Raw genomic sequence first — 17,195 nt, 5'->3', positions numbered from 1 at the left:
ACGCATGGGACCGACCATCTGCCCCCGCCGTCCGCACGCCGCCGGTCTGGAGTGGTCCGTGCTCTCGGCGGCCGCCGCGGGCCCCGACCGGCCCAAGGGCGCGGTCGATCACCGAGAGACCTCGGGTGAAGGTCGACTATCCTCCGATTCGAGCGGGTCCGCGTTCGGATTCGCCGCGGCGCTGGAGGAGGTGGGTCCGGTCACTGGGACCGACGCGGGGACCGACGGCGGTCAGCCCGAGAAGACCGGCAGGACCGGTTCCGCGAAGGCGGTCACCGCCGCCGCGGCCGGAGCGGTCGCCCGGGACGGCCGGGACGGTCAGGAACAGCCCGAGACGCCCGCCGAGCGGAACGCCCGCTTCGAGCGGGACGCCCTCGCCTTCCTCGACCAGATGTACTCGGCGGCCCTGCGGATGACCCGCAACCCGGCCGACGCGGAGGACCTGGTCCAGGAGACCTATGCCAAGGCGTACGGCTCCTTCCACCAGTTCCGTGCGGGCACCAACCTCAAGGCGTGGCTGTACCGGATCCTCACCAACACCTTCATCAACTCGTACCGCAAGAAGCAGCGCGAACCCCAGCGCAGCGCGGCCGAGGAGATCGAGGACTGGCAGCTCGCGCGGGCCGAGTCCCATATGTCCACCGGACTGCGCTCGGCCGAGTCGCAGGCGCTGGACCACCTGCCGGACTCCGATGTGAAGGCCGCCCTCCAGGCCATTCCGGAGGAGTTCCGGATCGCCGTCTATCTCGCGGACGTCGAGGGCTTTGCGTACAAGGAGATCGCGGACATCATGGGTACACCCATCGGGACGGTGATGTCCCGCCTGCACCGCGGTCGCCGTCAGCTGCGCGGCATGCTGGAGGACTACGCGCGTGAGCGCGGACTCGTCCCCGCCGGTGCGGGGGAGTCGGACGAAGCGAAAGGCTCGGGCTCATGAGCTGCGGAGAGCCGCACGAGACGGACTGCTCCGAGGTGCTGGACCACCTCTATGAGCTTCTCGACGGTGAGATGCCCGACGCCGACTGCACCAAGTTCGAGGTGCACTTCGAGGAGTGCTCCCCCTGCCTGGAGATGTACGGGCTGGAGCAGGCGGTGAAGAAGCTGGTCAAGCGGTGCTGCGGTTCGGACGACGTGCCGACCGACCTGCGTTCCAAGGTGATGGGCCGGATCGATCTGATCCGGGCCGGTCACCCGGTGCCGGACGAGGAGATCGCCGTCGGCGAGCCCGAGCCCGCGCCCCGTTCGGCGCCGCGCGAGTAGCGCCACCGGCGGTCCGCCCGCCCGGCGTTCGGCGCCGTACGGGACAGGACGCCCCGCGCGGCACAGTGCCGCGCCCCCTCTCCGCCCCGCTTCTGATGTCTTCCGCCCCGGGCACCCGTCTGCCACGGCCCGGGCGGGAGGCCATATTTCTGCCGCTGCCGTGCGGTCACCGCCCCGGATTCACCCGGATGCGGGAATCGTCGGATCGGCCGTCACCCCCTCTTCCACGGCTCGTTAGCGTGACGCCCGGGTGCACCGGAAGCACGCGGAGCACGAGGAAGGGGTGGGGCGGACGTGAGGTCCGTACCGGCGGCGGCGCACGCCTATGTGCTGACCGTCGCGCTCGGCGCCCTCTGCTGCGCGCTGCCCGCCCTGCCCGGTCCACCGGGCCCCTTCGCACCGATCTCCTGGTCGACGGCCGCCCTGCTCGCCGGGCTCTACGCGCTCTGCGAGCTGCCCGGCCGCTCCCCCGACCCCGGCGACTCCCAGGACAAGGGGCGCCGTATCCCGGCGGCGGTCCGCTCCGGGTCCTTCTTCCCGGTCCTGCTGGCCGCCGCGTTCCTGCTCCCCCCGGCCGCGGCGGCCCTCGTCCCCGTACCGGGCGCGCTGCTGGCCCGGCCCCGCCGCCGTCCGGTCGGGCTGCGGCGGATCTGGGCGGCGGCCCGGCTGGCCCTGGCGACCTGGGCGGCGGCCGGGACGTACCGCCTCCTGGGGGTCGACCGCGCCCCGCCGGACTTTCCGCAGGCCCTGCTGGCCGCCGCGGCCGGGGCCCTGGCCTTCTGCGTGGTGCTGGGCCTGCTGGAGACCGGGATCCTGTTCACCGCCGAACGGCTGCCGCCGCGCCGGGCCTGGCGGCTGGCGGGCGGCCGGGGCGGACCCGGGGCGCCGGGAGCGCCCGGCGGCCCGGTCGGCACGGCCGCGCTGCCGTATCTGGTGCACGGACTGGCCGGGCTGGTGATGGCGGTCCTGTGGCGCAGCCCGTACGGTCCGGGCTCGGCGGTCTTCGTCCTGCTGCCGATCCACATCTCCTGCTGGCTGTTCGCCCAGTACCACCGGGAGGCCGCCGCGCACCGGGCCACCATCCGGGCCCTGGTCCAGGCCGTGGACATCAAGGACCGGTACACCCGGGGGCACGGCGAGCGGGTGGGCCGCGCGGCGGCGCTGATCGCCATGGAGCTGCGGATGGACGAGGGCCGGCGGGAGGCGATCCGGCTGGCCGGGATCCTGCACGACGTGGGCAAGCTGGGCGTCCCGACCCGGATTCTGCGCAAGGACGGCCCGCTGACGCCGGAGGAGCGACGGATCATCGAGCTGCACCCGGAGTACGGGCACGAGATCACCCGGGGCATCGGCTTCCTCCGCGAGGCGCGCGAGGCGATCCTGCACCACCACGAACGGCTCGACGGGACGGGCTATCCGTGCGGGCTCGCCGGGGACGGGATCCCCGAGTCCGCCCGGGTCGTCGCGGTCGCCGACGCCTTCGACGCGATGACCTCGACCCGCTCCTACAGCCGGGCCCGCCCGGTGCCGGTGGCCCTCAAGGAGCTGGAGCGGTGCGCGGGGACGCAGTTCGACCCACGGATGGTGACGGCGCTGGCCGGCGCGTTGTCCCGGTACGGCTGGCAGACCTCGGTCACCTCGGACGAGCCGCTGCCGCCGTGCCCGGTGGAGCCGGTACCTCCGCCCCGGGACGCGGCCCCCGCCACTCGGCCGAAACGGTCCGCCGCACCCCCGGCACCGGACGGCGGTGGCGGTACGGGCCCGGCGCCCGGGAACGGCCCCCGATGAGTGCCCGCCGCGCCTTCCGCCCGGTTCCGCCGCCCCGCCGCCGCCCCGGGAAAGGCACCCCGGGCCCCGCCCGGTCCCGACCCCGGCGGTGGCGGCCCCGGCCGGGGCCCGGGGCGGTCGTCTACGGAGCCGCCGGGGCGCTCGGCGCCGCCGGACTGGCGAGTATCGCGGTCAACGGGGTGCACCACCTCGCGATCGCCCTCGGCTTCGGCCTGCTGATCGCCGTCGGCGAGGCCGCCCGGCAGCCCTCCGGGTCGGGGGAGCGCGACCCGGCGCCCCTGGGGGCGGCCGGAGTGCTGGGCTACGCCCTCCTCGGCGAGTGCGCCGGGCGGATGACGGCCCCCGGCACGCTCCAGGTCGTCGGTGTGGTCCTGATCGCGACCCTCGCCGGATCCCTGCCCTGCCGGGCCCGGCTGCCCTGTCGGCCCCGGCCCCTCCGCCGCCACGGCGCGGGACCGGGTCCGCGTGCCCCCGCCCGCACCCCCGCGCCCTCCCGGGCCGAACTGGCGGACCATCTCGCCCGGCGGGTCCTCGTCGCCGCCTTCGCCGCCGTTTGCTTCCAGCCCCTGTACGCCGCCGGACCGCCCGCCGACCACTACGCGGGCGCCCTGTACGCCCTGGCCATGCTGGTCCTGCTGATGCTGACGGCGCTCTGCGACAGCGTGCTGCGCGCGGCGGTACGCGGCTCGCGCACCGGCTTCCCGTACGGGCCCCTGCTCCGCGACGAACTCCGCGCGCTCCCCGGCATCGGCTCCGCGGTCTGCGCCACCGGTGTGGTGATCGCGCTCTCGGTGACCGTCGCCGGACTGTGGGCGCTGCCCGTGTTCAGTCTGCCGCTGCTGCTCACCCAGCTCTCCCTCGGCCGGTACGAGGCCGTGCAGACGACCTACCGCCAGACCATCGCGTCCCTGGCCCGGGCCACCGAGGTCGCCGGATACACCCCGCCCGGGCATGCCCGCCGGGTCGCCGATCTGGCCGTCGCCGTCGGGCGCGAGCTGGGGCTCGGCGGCGCCGATCTGACCGTCCTGGAGTACGCGGCCCTGATGCACGACATCGGCCAGCTCTCCCTCGTCGACCCGGTACCGGACGGCGCCACCGCCCCGCTCCCGGCGCCCGAGCAGCGCCGGATCGCCCTGCTGGGCGGTGCGGTGGTCCGGCAGACCGGGGTGCCGTCGGCCGTCGCCGTCGTGGTGGAACGGCAGGCGGATCCGTACCGCGATCAGCCGCTCACGGCCCGTATCGTCCGGACCGTCAACGCATACGACGATCTGACCGGGGGAACCGGAAGGGAGAACGGCCCGCGACCGGGCGGGCGCCGTCCGGTGACCCCGCTGGACGCGCTCGAACGGCTCCGGCTCGGCACCGGCCGCGACCATCAGCCCGAGGTCGTGGAGGCGCTGGCCGGAGTCCTGGGGCGGGGCGGCGGCCTGCGGGCCTCGCCGCGCCGCCGGGGACAGGGGGCGGAACACCCGCCCGTTACCCCGGACCATCCGGGGTAACCCACGGGTAATGAGCGGGCCTCAGGTGCGGCATGGTTGGATGCGAAGAGGGGGAGCGGCAGCGCGAGCGGGAAGGAGCGGCGGACCGGCACCGACAGGTACGGACCGGCACTGACGGGTACGGAAAGGTACGACAGGCACCGCGGGAGACGCCCCGGCGGCGTCCGGCGGGGCCGGAACGAGACAGCACGTCCGGGGGAACTGTCCCGAGCGACCGGCAGGCGGGAATCGTGAAGATCTTCGGGAAGGTACGGCATCGGCCGTCCGCCTCGTGGCGGCAGGCCACCGACCGCGCGTTCACGCTGATCGGCGACGGCCGGTACGAGGACGCGGGCGCCCTGCTGACCCGGGCCGCCGATCTGGAGCCCTGGCTCTCCGAGTCCTGGTTCAACCTGGCGCTGCTGCACAAGTTCCGGCACGACTGGGAGCAGGCGAGGACCGCGGGACTGCGCGCGGTCGCCCTGCTCGACCGCGATACCGGAGCCCCGGACTGGTGGAATGTGGGTATCGCGGCGACGGCCCTCCAGGACTGGCCGCTGGCCCGCCGCGCCTGGCAGGCGTACGGACTGAAGGTGCCCGGCGGCGGGGCGCGGATCGGCGGCGGCGCGTCGCTCGGACCCGCGACCGAACCCGTCGGCATGGCGCTGGGCAGCGCGGCCGTCCGGCTCTCGCCCGAGGGCGAGGCCGAAGTCGTCTGGGGCCGCAGGCTCGACCCGGCCCGGATGGAGGTCCTCTCCGTGCCGCTGCCGTCGTCCGGCCGCCGCTGGGGCGAGGTCGTCCTGCACGACGGCGTCCCCAACGGGGAGCGGACCACGGCCGCCGGCCCCTCCTACCCGGTCTTCGACGAGATCGAGCTGTGGGCCCCCTCACCCGTCCCCACCTGGGTCGTTCTGCTGGAAGCCGGGACCGAGGAGGACCGGGACGCGCTGGAGCGGCTGGCGTCGGACGCCGGTTACGCCGCCGAGGACTGGTCGTCGTCGGTACGGCTGCTCTGCCGGACCTGCTCCGAGGGGTCCATGCCCAGCGCCGAGGGCGAGGGCGAACACCTCGACCCGCACGACCACAGCGAGCCGGGCCACCCGGGCCCGCTGGGGCACCGCACCTCCGGCGACCTCTGGTCCCCCGAACGCGAGTGCGGCATAGCGGCCCCGGCCGGACTGGTGCGCGGGCTGCTCGACGGCTGGGTCGCCGACAGCCCGGACAGCCGGGAGTGGCGGGACCTCGAAGAGGTCTGCTGAGCCGCCCGCCGGGCCCGCCGGATCCGGCCACCGGCACGATCACCGGGCCCCGGCCCGGCCCCGGGCCGTAGTCTGTACGTGCGCGGATGCCCGCGCAGGGGCCCGCGCCCGCCGCGCGGCGCCTCTCGGCCAGTCACCGAACGATTACCCGGGGTTTCGAGGAACACATGGCGTCGCAGCAGGACACGGACCAGTCGCTCGTCGACGAGTTCATCAATGACACGGAGGACGCCGAGGCGCGCGAGCTGGCGCACCGCGAGCGGGGCACGTCCCGTCCGATCACGGTCGTCGGCAACCCCGTTCTCCACCGGGAGTGCCGGGACGTCACCGCCTTCGACGGCGAACTGGCGCAACTCATCGACGACATGTTTGCCAGCCAGCGGACCGCCGAGGGGGTCGGCCTCGCCGCCAACCAGATCGGCGTGGACGCCAAGGTCTTCGTCTACGACTGCCCGGACGACGACGGCGTCCGGCACGTGGGCTATGTGATCAACCCGGTGCTGGAGGAACTGCCCGCCGACCGCCGGGTCCTGGACGAGTCCAACGAGGGCTGCCTCTCCGTCCCGACGGCGTACGCGGCCCTGGCCCGCCCGGACTACGCGGTGGTCAGCGGCCGGGACGCGCAGGGCAACCCGATCCGGGTCGAGGGCACGGGCTACTTCGCCCGCTGCCTCCAGCACGAGACGGACCACGTCTACGGCCGGCTGTACATCGACCGCCTCTCCAAGCGGGACCGCAAGGACGCGCTCCGGCAGATGGAGGAAGGCACGCCGCGCTATCCGGTCGTCGCCAACGACTGAGCCGTACGCGCGCGTACGCGACGAAAGGGCCGCCCCCCGTGGCAGGGGGCGGCCCTTTGTCGTACGGCGTGCCGGTTCAGCCGTCGTGCTTGACCATCCCGATGAAGGCGGCCCAGGCGGGGTCGGCGAAGCTGAGGGCGGGTCCGCCGGGAGTCTTGGAGTCGCGGACGGGGACCGCACCAGGAACGTTGTCGGCGACCTCGACGCAGTTGTCTCCTGCGCCTCCGCTGTAGCTGGACTTGCGCCAGACCGGTGCGTCAGTGCGGATCATCCTCGTGTTCCTTTGCGATCGTCCTGATCAGGGCCAGGGATTGCTCGTGCGACAGCGCATCCCCCAAGGCGAGATCGTAGGAGGTCTGGCATTGGAGTACCAGGCCAGCCTCATCGATCAAGTTCCCGGTGTGGAGCCCCTCCACGTAAGCGACCGGGGGCATGTCTTCGAACCACATGAGCGTCAGGTTGCTCTGCACCAACGCGTGGCAGCCCACGTCGAACGGGAGGACATGGACGCGGATGCGCTTGCGCTCGGCCAGCTCGGCGATATGGCGGAGCTGCTCCGCCATCACAGCGCGACCGCCGATCTCTCGTCGTAGCGCTGCCTCGTCCAGCAGGACCATGTAGTTGGGCATCAGGGGCTGGCTGAAGACCTGGGCGCGGTCGATCCGGGCGGTGACCGCCTCGTCGCACTCCTCGGCATCTCTGACGGGGAAGTACGAGTCGAAGATCGCCCGCATGTATCCCTCGGTCTGGAGCAGGCCGGGGATCAGTGGGCCGCCGTACTCCCGGATCATGTTCGCCATCTGCTCGAAGTGGCGGGCCGCCTCGAAGTGGATAGCGACTTTGCGCAGATTCAGCGTCGGCAGGAAGTTGACGAACACCCCACCTGTTTCCAGTACTTCGTCCAGTCGGCGGGCGTCTTGGACGCAGGGCTTCCGGCGGCCCGCCTCGATATGGGTGATGTGCGTACGTGTCATGATCGCGCGGTCGGCCAGTACCTGCTGGGTCAGGCCCGCGGCGAGCCGGCGGCGGCGCAGCTCCGTTCCGTACGGGGTCCTCGGCGTATCCACGGGCTCGGCATCTGCGTTGCTGACGTTCTCGGTGTTCTCGGTGTCGTCGGCGGACATCGGAACCAACTCCTCGACGTGCTCGAGTGATTACCGTGAGTCTTGATGCGTTCCGAGATTACGCTCGCCGCCGATGCCGCTGGTTTGTTTACTCGGAACCACTCGTGTGGGTGATGAACCTGCTTTCCAGGGCCGCGAGTTGGGTCCGGACGACCTCTCCCGCCTCCTCCGAGGTGCGATGGCCGACCAGGACGTGCATGGTGAGGCCGTCCGCGAGGGCGAGCAGCGCGCGGGCCTCCCGTACGGCCTCCGCCTCCCGGTCCCCGTCCGGTCCGGCCGCCCGGAGCAGCAGCCGGACGAACAGCTCCTCCAACTCCGCGTAGTCGGCGCGCAGTACGGCCGCGAGGGAGTCGGTGACAGCGGCCTGGGCGACGAACGAGAGCCAGACCCGGGCGTCGGCGCTGTCGGCCGGGTCGACCAGGGCGACCTCGGTGACCGCGCGGGCGAGGCCGGTCAGCGACCCCGGGGCGGACGGGATGCCGGCCCCGGCCCGGACCCGGGTCCCGATCCGCTCGCCGACCTCGGTGAGGGCGAACCTCAGCATCTCGTCCTTCGTGCGGAAGCAGCGCTGGACGGCTCCCATGGAGACACCCGCGCGGGCCGCGACGTCCCGCAGGGTCACCCCTTCGAGGCCGTGTTCGTCGGCGAGCGCGCGGACCGCGTCGGCGATCCGGCGCCGCCTGGCCTCGGTGTCGACCGTTCTCGGCATGGCTTCTCGAACCCCCTGGATCGGCCCGGTCGCGGGCTCCCGCAGTATTCCGATGCGGTTGCATCGGTATCAGGATACGGTTCCGATGCAAGCGCATCGGAACAAGGTCCTGGAGGACGAGAACGGTGTCGTACGACGACGACCACACCGCCCCGTGGCGGCTGACGGCCGGGCGGCAGGCGGCGGCCGTGCGCCGGGGCGAACTGACGGCGGCGGAGCTGACGGAGAGCCATCTCGGCCGGATCGCCGAGGTCAACCCCCGGGTCAACGCGGTCACCCAGCTCATGGCGGAGAGCGCGCGGGAGGCCGCCGCGGGGATCGACCGCCGGATCGCGGCGGGCGAGGACCCGGGGCCGCTGGCCGGGGTGCCGTTCACGGTCAAGGAGACGACACCGGTCGCCGGGGTGCCGACCACCTTCGGCGTCGAGCGGTTCCGGGACGTCGTGGCGCCCGCCGACGCGATCCCGGTGGCCCGGCTGCGCGCCGCCGGAGCCGTACCGGTCGGCCATACCAATATGCCGACCCTGGTCCTGGCCGGGATGCACAGCCGCAGCGCCCTCTTCGGCGACACCGTCAACCCGTGGGACCCGGGCCGGACGCCTGGGGGTTCCAGCGGCGGCGACGGGGTGGCGGTCGCCACCGGGATGGCCGCGATCGGACTCGGCAACGACGCGGGCGGCTCGGTCCGGCTGCCCGCCTCCTTCTGCGGGGTGACCGGGCTGAAACCGACGCCCGGCCGGTTCCCCGCCGACCCCCGGGTGATCGGCCCCGACGATCCGGGGCCCGCGTCGCAGGTCCTGGTCACGGACGGCCCGCTGGCCCGCTCGGTCGCCGATCTGCGGCTGGCGTACGAGACCCTGGCCGGGCCGGACCCGCGCGATCCCCGGGCCGTGCCCGTACCGCCGTACGGCGAACCGCTCCCCGGCCCGGTGAAGGTCGCCGTCGTCACCGACCCCGGCGGTCTCGGGGTGCATCCCGTGGTCGCCGGGGCGATCGCGACGGCCGCCGACGCGCTGCGCGACGCGGGCTACGACGTCCACGAGGTGACCGGACTGCCGCTGTTCGCGGAGGCGATGGACGCGTACGACCGGCTCACGGTCACCGAGTTCGCGCCCGCCTGGCCGCTCGTACGGCAGCTCCTCGGCGACGGCGGCGACCGCTATATCGGTATGGCCATGGAGCGGGTCGAACCCGCCGACTCCGCCGGACTGGTCCGGCTGCTGGGCCTGCGGCTGACGATCCGCCGGGCCTGGGCCGAGTTCCTCGATACGTATCCGCTGCTCCTGGGTCCGGTCTTCACCGAACCGCCGGTCGAACCGGGGATCGAGTCCCGGGACCGGGCGGGCCGCGACCGGGTGGCGACGGCGCTCCGGCTCTCGGCCGTGACCAGCTTCGTCGGGGTGCCCGCGGTCGCCGTGCCCACCGGGGTCACGGCCGGACTGCCGACGGGGGTCCAGCTCGTGGGCCGGGCGTTCCGGGAGGATCTGTGCCTGGCCGCCGGGCAGGCGGTCGAGGACCGGCTCGGGGTACTGACACCGGTCGACCCCCGGGGATGACGAACCGGGCCCGGCACCCCCGCTCTCCGGCGGCGGCGCCGGGCCCGGTGGACGTACACAAGCCGTACGCGGTCGTACGCGGTCGTACGGGGCCGGGTTACGGCCGTTCGACCGACGACGACTCCGACTTGTTGCCGCCCGGGCGGTCGAAGAAGACCGCGACCTGCCACGGCCCGCCGTCGCGGCTGACGGTGATCGTCTCCGCGCCGGTGGCCCCGCTCCGGTCCTTGGTGGTGAGCCGGGCGGAGCCGACATCGGGCCCGAAGTCGAAGGCGATGTCGACCCGCTCGACGGTCAGGCCCTTGCCGCCGCGCTCCTTGAGGATCCGCGCGGCCTCGCGCTCGGCCTCCCGGTCCGCCGGTACGCCCCCGATCTCCATCAGGGCCGCCGGGTCCCGGGCGTTCAGCGCGTCGACATAGGTATGGAGCGCGGCCCGCGCGCCCCGTTCGTCGGGGGCGCGGGGCTCGTCGTCATCGCTCCCGCAGGCCGTCGTCAGGGTCGCGATCGCCACCGTCGTCAGGGCCAGCAGGGGCTTGGCCCATCGTGTTCCACCGCGTCGCATCGTCTCTCCCGGGTCCGGCCGACTATGGGCCTTCGATGATCTCAGGCGCGGCTCAGGTGCGGTGGGCGTAGTAGTTGGCGCGCGGATAGTCGGCGACGATCTTGGCCAGACTCTTATTGTGAGTGTTGGTGGTGTGGTACGTCATATAGATCTTGCCGCGGTTGGTCTTGGTGACGAACATCGTATGGTCGATATTCTTGTTGTTGCCCTGGAAGTCGAGTTGCAGGACATCGGCCTTGGCCATCTTCCAGATATTGTCCAGAATCTTGGTCCGCTTGGAATGATGCTTGGCGAACCAGTACCAGTTCTCGGCGCCGGCCCAGGTGTAACTGGTGCTCCAGTTGTAGTCGCCGTAGAACCAGACCTTGTTCTTCTTGCGATTGATGATGCTGCCGGTTTCGCCCCAGCCGCCGGCCCGCATGATCTGGGAAACGAAGTTGGTACAGTCCTGGCTGTACTTACGGTAGCTGCCGTTGTAGTTCTTCCAGTGCTTATTGGCGTAGGTGACCATCTTGTCGTAGTCGTACGCCGCGCCGAAGTTCGGCTTGAGGATCTCGACGCCCCAGTTCGGCGGCAGCGCGGTCTCCGACGACAGCGCGTCCTTGGGCGCCTCGGGCTCCTCCGACGGGCCCCAGTCGTCCGGGTTCGCCGGGACGGCGTCCACGGGCTGCGCCGTCACCAGGGTGCTGGGCGTGGGACCGTCCCCGGGATGGGCGACATCCGAGGCCAGCGCCCAGGAGCCGTCCGCCGTCCGGTGATAGGTCAGGGTGTGCGGAAGGACGAACTCCTCGAACTCGGGAGCGCCCTCGGCGATCTCGGCCGGGGTGACCGCGTTCCTGAGCCTGGTGGACTCGTCGATGTCGACGGTCGCCGTGACACCGTCCGTGGCGGTCCCGGTGACCGCGACCGCCACCTCCGCCCCGGTGTAGCCGCCGTCCGCGGCCACATAGCGGGCCGACTTCTGCCGCAGCGCGTCGAATTCCGAACTGATCCGGCTCGCCATGGGCGCGGAAACCGCGTTCAGCGCCCTCGCGGTACGGGCGGCGGGGGGATTCGCCGTCGTCACCATGGTGGCCCGGGTATGCAGGTAATTCTCCGCGATAAGTTTGACCTCGGCCGTCTCGGTAGCCGAAAGAGCGGCTCTCGCGCCGGGTGGGGCAGGTGTCGGCTGAGCGCCTGCGGGAGCGATCGTGGCGGCGACCAATGCGGTGGAGATCGCCGCGACGGTGACACCCGTACGCAGAACGGTGGTACGTGAATTCATCAACCCTCCAGGGATGTGGAGTTCTTGATGATCAACCTAGGGAAAGGCCGGTCGAAGGCCGAGTATCACTTGATGCCTGGCCGGTTCCGTTCGGCGGAATGGCTGGCTCCCGGCTGAAAAAACCCTCCCCGGCGCGATGCCGGGGAGGGTTTTTTCCGCCTTCAACCTTAGGTGGGGCTGTACGGCTCAGAAGTCGTCGTCGAAGCCGACCGAGCCCTCCACCGCGACCTGGTACGCCGACGGGCGGCGCTCGAAGAAGTTGGTCAGCTCCTGGACGCCCTGGAGCTCCATGAAGGAGAACGGGTTCTCCGAGCCGTACACCGGCGCGAAGCCCAGCCGGACCAGCCGCTGGTCGGCGACGCACTGGAGGTACTCGCGCATCGACTCGGTGTTCATCCCCGGCAGACCGTCGCCGCACAGGTCGCGGCCGAACTGCAGCTCGGCCTCCACGGCCTCCTTCAGCATGTCCGTGACCTGCTGCCGCAGCTCGTCGTCGAAGAGCTCCGGCTCCTCCTTGCGGACCGTGTCCACGACCTCGAAGGCGAAGTTCATATGCATGGTCTCGTCACGGAACACCCAGTTGGTGCCGGTCGCCAGACCGTGCAGCAGACCGCGCGAGCGGAACCAGTAGACGTAGGCGAAGGCCCCGTAGAAGAACAGGCCCTCGATACAGGCCGCGAAGCAGATCAGGTTGAGCAGGAAGCGGCGGCGGTCGGCCTTCGTCTCCAGCTGGTCCAGCTTCTCGACCTGGTCCATCCAGCGGAAGCAGAACTGCGCCTTCTCCCGGATGGAGGGGATGTTCTCGACCGCCGCGAAGGCCGCCGTGCGGTCCTCCGGGTCGGGGAGATAGGTGTCCAGCAGGGTCAGATAGAACTGGACGTGCACCGCCTCCTCGAAGAGCTGACGGCTCAGATACAGCCGCGCCTCCGGGGAATTGATGTGCTTGTAGAGGGTGAGCACCAGGTTGTTGGCGACGATCGAGTCACCGGTGGCGAAGAACGCCACCAGGCGGCCGATCAGATGCTGCTCACCGGGGGTGAGCTTGGCCAGGTCGGCGACGTCGGAGTGGAGGTCGACCTCCTCGACGGTCCAGGTGTTCTTGATCGCGTCGCGGTACCGCTCGTAGAAGTCGGGGTAGCGCATCGGCCGCAGGGTCAGCTCGAACCCCGGGTCCAGCAGATTCTGGGTACGGCGGGTGGTCGCGGCGGCGGTGGACGTCGCGGCGGCGGTTCCGGTGGTGGTGGTCTCGGACATTACTGGCAGGCCTCGCAGGACTCGGGGTTCTCCAGGGAGCAGGCGAGCGCCTCTTCGGGCGTGACCTGCGCCGGTACGGAGGAAGGGGAGGAAGCGGGGGAGGGGACGGGAGCGGTGGCGGCGGTCGAGCCCGTCGCCGCGCGGGCGATCCGGGTCGCGGGCCGGGACCGCAGGTAGTACGTGGTCTTCAGACCCCGCTTCCAGGCGTACGCGTACATCGAGCTGAGCTTCCCGATGGTCGGCGTCTCCAGGAACAGGTTCAGCGACTGCGACTGGTCGAGATAGGGCGTACGGTCCGCCGCCATGTCGATCAGCCCCCGCTGCGGGATCTCCCACGCCGTCCGGTACAGCTCCCGGATCTCCGCCGGGACCCAGGAGAAGCCCTGGACCGAGCCGCTGGCGTCGCGCAGCGCCTCCCGGGTCTGGGCGTCCCAGACGCCCAGCTCCTTCAGATCCGCCACCAGATACGAGTTCACCTGAAGGAACTCACCCGACAGCGTCTCCCGCTTGAAGAGATTGGAGACCTGGGGCTCGATGCACTCGTAGACCCCCGCGATGGAGGCGATCGTCGCGGTCGGCGCGATCGCCAGCAGCAGCGAGTTGCGCATCCCGGTGACCGCGATCCGCTCGCGCAGCGCCGCCCACCGCTCCGGCCAGGCCGACTCGACACCGTAGTGGTCCGGGTGGAAGACGCCCCGGGCCGCCCGGGTCTTCTCCCACGCCGGGAACGTGCCGTGCCGCTCGGCCAGCTCGGCGGACGCCTCGTACGCGGCCAGCATGATCCGCTCGGCGATCCGGGTCGACAGCGCCCGGGCCCGCGGCGAGTCGAACGGCAGCCGCAGCTTGAAGAAGACGTCCTGGAGACCCATCGCGCCCAGGCCCACCGGCCGCCAGCGGGCATTGGAGCGGCCCGCCTGCTCGGTCGGGTAGAAGTTGATGTCCACGACCCGGTCGAGGAAGGTCACGGCCGTCCGGACCGTGGCGTCCAGCCGCTCCCAGTCGAGGTCGTCACCGGCGACGAAGGCACCCAGATTGACCGAGCCCAGATTGCAGACCGCGGTCTCCCCGTCGTCCGTGACCTCCAGGATCTCGGTGCACAGATTCGACGAGTGGACCGTGTGGCCCGGCTCGGCGGTCTGGTTCGCGGTCCGGTTCGCGGCGTCCTTGAAGGTCATCCAGCCGTTGCCGGTCTGGGCCAGGGTCCGCATCATCCGCCCGTACAGCTCCCGGGCGGGCATCGTCTTGCGTGCCAGGCCCTTCGCCTCCGCCGCCCGGTACGCGGCGTCGAACTCGTCGCCCCACAGATCGACCAGCTCGGGGGCGTCGGCCGGGGAGAAGAGCGACCAGTCGGCGTCCGCGTCGACCCGGCGCATGAACTCGTCCGGGATCCAGTGCGCCAGATTGAGGTTGTGGGTGCGGCGGGCGTCCTCGCCCGTGTTGTCCCGCAGCTCCAGGAACTCCTCGATATCCGCGTGCCAGGTCTCCAGATAGACGGCGGCCGCGCCCTTGCGCCGACCGCCCTGGTTCACCGCCGCGACCGAGGCGTCGAGGGTCTTCAGAAACGGCACGATGCCGTTGGAGTGGCCGTTCGTGCCCCGGATCAGGGAGCCGCGGGCCCGGATCCGGGAGTACGAGAGCCCGATCCCGCCCGCGTGCTTCGACAGCCGGGCGACCTGGTGATACCGGTCGTAGATGGAGTCCAGCTCGTCCAGCGGCGAGTCCAGCAGATAGCAGGACGACATCTGCGGATGCCGGGTGCCCGAATTGAAGAGAGTCGGGGAGGAGGGCAGGTAGTCCAGCCGGCTCATCAGCCCGTACAGCGCCACGACCTCGTCCAGGGCGCGGACGCTGTCGTCCTCGGCCAGCCCCGACGCGACCCGCAGCATGAAGTGCTGCGGGGTCTCCACGACCTGCCGGGTGATCGGATGGCGCAGCAGATACCGGCTGTAGAGGGTACGCAGCCCGAAGTAGCCGAACCGGTCGTCACCCGCCGGGTCGATCACGGCGTCCAGCCGGTCCGCGTAACGGGCCACGAAAGCGGCCGTACGGTCCGCGATCAGGCCCTCCGTGTGGCCCACCGCCACCGAGGCGGAGAACGAGACCGCGCCCTGACCGGCGGCCTCGTCCGCGATCGTCCGGGTCAGCAGCCGGGCCGCCAGCCGGGAGTACGCCGGGTCCTCCGAGATCAGCCCGGCGGCGGCGTCCGTGGCCAGCTGCCGCAGCTCCGCCGCGTCCGAACCGGGGTGCCGGCCGCGGAGCGCGGCGGCGGCGACCCTGCCGGGGTCGGTGTCCGGCAGATCGGCGGTGAGATCGGTCAGGGTCCGCAGCAACGCGGTCCCCGGGCCGTCCTCGGGCGCGGACACCGCCGGGGCGGCGATGCCTGAAGCCGGATCGGCAGGCGCGATGGTCACGTGGAGCTCTCCCTCGCTCGGCTCACGGACCGGTGGCGAGAGGCACGGCGGCAGGCCGGAGCGGTCCCGGCCTCGTCCGGCGGGCGACACGCGACGGCGTCCACCGGCCCAACCACGAGGCCCGGACGTCTGGGCACCGGGTCGGACGACCGGGTGCACTGTCGGCAGACGGCCGGACTCGCTTGCGGCATGACAAAGCATGCCGAAGATCACCGTTGCGGGACAGTTCCGGATTCGCACCGGATTCCTCTGCGACGACAGCGAGATGAGCATACATGTGGGGGCGGGCCCTCGGCGTAGCCCCCACATGTTGTGTCGCGCGCCGCGGGTCCCCTGCGGGCGGCGATGCGGTGCGGGTCCCTTGCGCCGCTTGCCGTTCCCCTGCGGGGAGGTGCTTTCAGGTGGCGCGGGGGAACTGCGCGAGGCGCCCACGGCGGCGTGAGGCCGCCCATGGACACTGCCCGGCGGGGCGGGCGGCGTTTGCCGGGCGCGGCGCCGTCGTGGCCGTTCGCGCAGTTCCCCCGCGCCCCTGGGTTGCCCTCCTGAACGCCCTTGTGGAGAGGAGGGCCCTCCTCTCCACAAGGGCGGTGCTCAGGAGAGCGTCGAGGGGCTCGGGGAACTGCGAGACAAGCCACAGGCGGTCCGCAGACCGCGGACAAGGCCTCGGTCGCCGGGCGCGGCCCGGGTGGAGCACGAGACGGGGCTGCGCTCCCACCGCCGAAGGCGCGCCTGGCGCGGGGCCCGGGGCGGGGAAAGGCGCGCGCCCCTGAAGGGAGGCTTCAGGGGCGCGGGTGCCGTAAGAAGGCGGCGTCAGTCGTGGGGGCGGCGGAGGCGGGCGACGAACTTGTAGCGGTCGCCGCGGTACACCGAGCGGACCCACTCCACCGGCTCCCCCTGCGCGTCCAGCGAATGCCGCGAGAGCATCAGCATCGGCAGGCCCACGTCCGTCCCGAGCAGCCCGGCTTCCCGCGGTGTCGCCAGAGACGTCTCGATGGTCTCCTCGGCTTCGGCGAGGTGGACGTCGTACACCTCGGCGAGGGCGGTGTAGAGGGACGTGTACTTGACGAGGCTGCGCCGCAGCGCCGGGAAGCGCTTCGCGGACAGATGCGTCGTCTCGATCGCCATCGGCTCGCCGCTGGCCAGCCGGAGCCGTTCGATCCGCAGGACCCGGCCGCCGGTGGAGATGTCGAGCAGTCCGGCGAGGGTGTCGTCCGCGGTGACGTACCCGATGTCGAGGAGCTGGGAGGTGGGTTCGAGGCCCTGTGCCTTCATGTCCTCGGTGTACGAGGTCAGTTGGAGCGCCTGGGACACCTTGGGCTTGGCGACGAACGTGCCCTTGCCCTGGATCCGTTCGAGCCGGCCTTCGACGACCAGTTCCTGGAGCGCCTGGCGGACCGTGGTGCGGGAGGTGTCGAACTCGGCCGCGAGGGTGCGTTCCGGCGGTACGGGCGTACCGGGCGGAAGGGTCTCCGTCATATCCAGCAGATGCCGCTTGAGGCGGTAGTACTTGGGTACGCGCGCGGTCCGGGTCGGTGCTCCCGCCTCGGTCTCCGCAACCACCCCGTCCGTCGTCATGGCCCGCCTTCCCGTTCCCGACTGCTGCGCTGCCGTCACCGGCTCCTCCGTCTGTAGCGGATCACATCGTGGCACGGGCCGGTCCCGGGGAGTGACCCTCTCCCTCCTGGTTTCTGTCTCCAGGTGGACACCACTGCTTCTTATACACCGAGGGG

15 protein-coding genes and 1 riboswitch are annotated in these 17,195 nt (G+C 71.8%); of the genes, 7 read left to right on the top strand and 8 right to left on the bottom strand.

The window, feature by feature from the left end; all coding sequences use genetic code 11:
- Positions 1-190 precede the first annotated feature (190 nt).
- The 6 genes from ABZ714_RS15395 to def all read left to right on the top strand — a co-directional run bounded on the left by ABZ714_RS15395 (position 191) and on the right by def (position 6,585).
- Positions 191-937 (top strand): sigma-70 family RNA polymerase sigma factor, encoded by a 747-nt coding sequence (locus ABZ714_RS15395; protein ID WP_358825776.1) that lies wholly within the window; start codon positions 191-193, stop codon positions 935-937.
- The gene (gene rsrA, locus ABZ714_RS15390; RefSeq protein WP_358825704.1) at positions 934-1,260 is read left to right on the top strand and encodes a mycothiol system anti-sigma-R factor; all 327 of its coding nucleotides are present in this window, start codon (positions 934-936) and stop codon (positions 1,258-1,260) included. Before ABZ714_RS15395 ends, rsrA begins: the two co-directional genes overlap by 4 nt.
- Positions 1,261-1,554: 294 nt before the next feature.
- A complete protein-coding gene (locus ABZ714_RS15385) occupies positions 1,555-3,048 on the top strand; it encodes an HD-GYP domain-containing protein (protein ID WP_358825703.1) in 1,494 nt (497 codons plus the stop codon).
- Entirely contained in the window at positions 3,045-4,547 is a 1,503-nt protein-coding gene (locus tag ABZ714_RS15380) for an HD domain-containing protein (RefSeq protein WP_358825702.1), read from the top strand. Before ABZ714_RS15385 ends, ABZ714_RS15380 begins: the two co-directional genes overlap by 4 nt.
- A 230-nt stretch (positions 4,548-4,777) precedes the next feature.
- On the top strand, positions 4,778-5,785 hold the full coding sequence (locus ABZ714_RS15375) for a hypothetical protein (protein WP_358825701.1): 1,008 nt from the start codon (positions 4,778-4,780) through the stop codon (positions 5,783-5,785).
- Positions 5,786-5,952: 167 nt separating this feature from the next.
- Positions 5,953-6,585 carry a peptide deformylase gene (def, locus tag ABZ714_RS15370; protein WP_358825700.1) on the top strand — a complete coding sequence of 211 codons (633 nt, stop codon included), beginning with the start codon at positions 5,953-5,955 and terminating at the stop codon, positions 6,583-6,585.
- Positions 6,586-6,661: 76 nt separating this feature from the next.
- Here the strand turns inward: def and ABZ714_RS15365 are convergent, their stop codons facing one another.
- From ABZ714_RS15365 to ABZ714_RS15355, 3 genes are all read right to left on the bottom strand, one after another.
- Positions 6,662-6,856: a DUF397 domain-containing protein gene (locus ABZ714_RS15365; RefSeq protein WP_358825699.1), complete on the bottom strand. Its 195-nt coding sequence runs from the start codon at positions 6,854-6,856 to the stop codon at positions 6,662-6,664.
- Positions 6,843-7,709: a helix-turn-helix transcriptional regulator gene (locus tag ABZ714_RS15360; protein ID WP_358825698.1), complete on the bottom strand. Its 867-nt coding sequence runs from the start codon at positions 7,707-7,709 to the stop codon at positions 6,843-6,845. Before ABZ714_RS15360 ends, ABZ714_RS15365 begins: the two co-directional genes overlap by 14 nt.
- A gap of 88 nt (positions 7,710-7,797) precedes the next feature.
- Positions 7,798-8,418, bottom strand: a complete 621-nt coding sequence (locus tag ABZ714_RS15355) for a TetR/AcrR family transcriptional regulator (RefSeq protein WP_358825697.1) — start codon at positions 8,416-8,418, stop codon at positions 7,798-7,800.
- 125 nt (positions 8,419-8,543) lie between these two features.
- Here ABZ714_RS15355 and ABZ714_RS15350 point away from each other — a divergent pair, with 125 nt between their 5' ends.
- Complete coding sequence (locus ABZ714_RS15350) at positions 8,544-9,974, top strand: amidase (protein ID WP_358825696.1); 1,431 nt, start codon at positions 8,544-8,546, stop codon at positions 9,972-9,974.
- 97 nt (positions 9,975-10,071) lie between these two features.
- On the opposite strand, the gene ABZ714_RS15345 is transcribed toward ABZ714_RS15350, so the two are convergent.
- From ABZ714_RS15345 to ABZ714_RS15325, 5 genes are all read right to left on the bottom strand, one after another.
- Positions 10,072-10,536 (bottom strand): hypothetical protein, encoded by a 465-nt coding sequence (locus ABZ714_RS15345; protein ID WP_358825695.1) that lies wholly within the window; start codon positions 10,534-10,536, stop codon positions 10,072-10,074.
- 52 nt (positions 10,537-10,588) lie between these two features.
- Positions 10,589-11,800, bottom strand: a complete 1,212-nt coding sequence (locus ABZ714_RS15340) for an amidase domain-containing protein (RefSeq protein ID WP_358825694.1) — start codon at positions 11,798-11,800, stop codon at positions 10,589-10,591.
- A 186-nt stretch (positions 11,801-11,986) separates the two neighbouring features.
- A complete protein-coding gene (locus tag ABZ714_RS15335; RefSeq protein WP_358825775.1) occupies positions 11,987-12,943 on the bottom strand; it encodes a ribonucleotide-diphosphate reductase subunit beta in 957 nt (318 codons plus the stop codon).
- Positions 12,944-13,053: 110 nt separating this feature from the next.
- Entirely contained in the window at positions 13,054-15,465 is a 2,412-nt protein-coding gene (locus tag ABZ714_RS15330; protein WP_358825693.1) for a ribonucleoside-diphosphate reductase subunit alpha, read from the bottom strand.
- A gap of 172 nt (positions 15,466-15,637) precedes the next feature.
- A riboswitch (cobalamin riboswitch) is annotated at positions 15,638-15,709 on the bottom strand.
- A 566-nt stretch (positions 15,710-16,275) separates the two neighbouring features.
- Entirely contained in the window at positions 16,276-17,040 is a 765-nt protein-coding gene (locus ABZ714_RS15325) for a GntR family transcriptional regulator (RefSeq protein WP_358825692.1), read from the bottom strand.
- Positions 17,041-17,195: the final 155 nt, after the last annotated feature.

It is taken from the genome of Streptomyces sp. NPDC006798, from assembly GCF_040635975.1.
GTDB lineage: Bacteria > Actinomycetota > Actinomycetes > Streptomycetales > Streptomycetaceae > Streptomyces.
The sequence above is the reverse complement of the archived record's forward strand: the minus strand, read 5'-3'. Positions and strand labels throughout refer to the sequence as shown.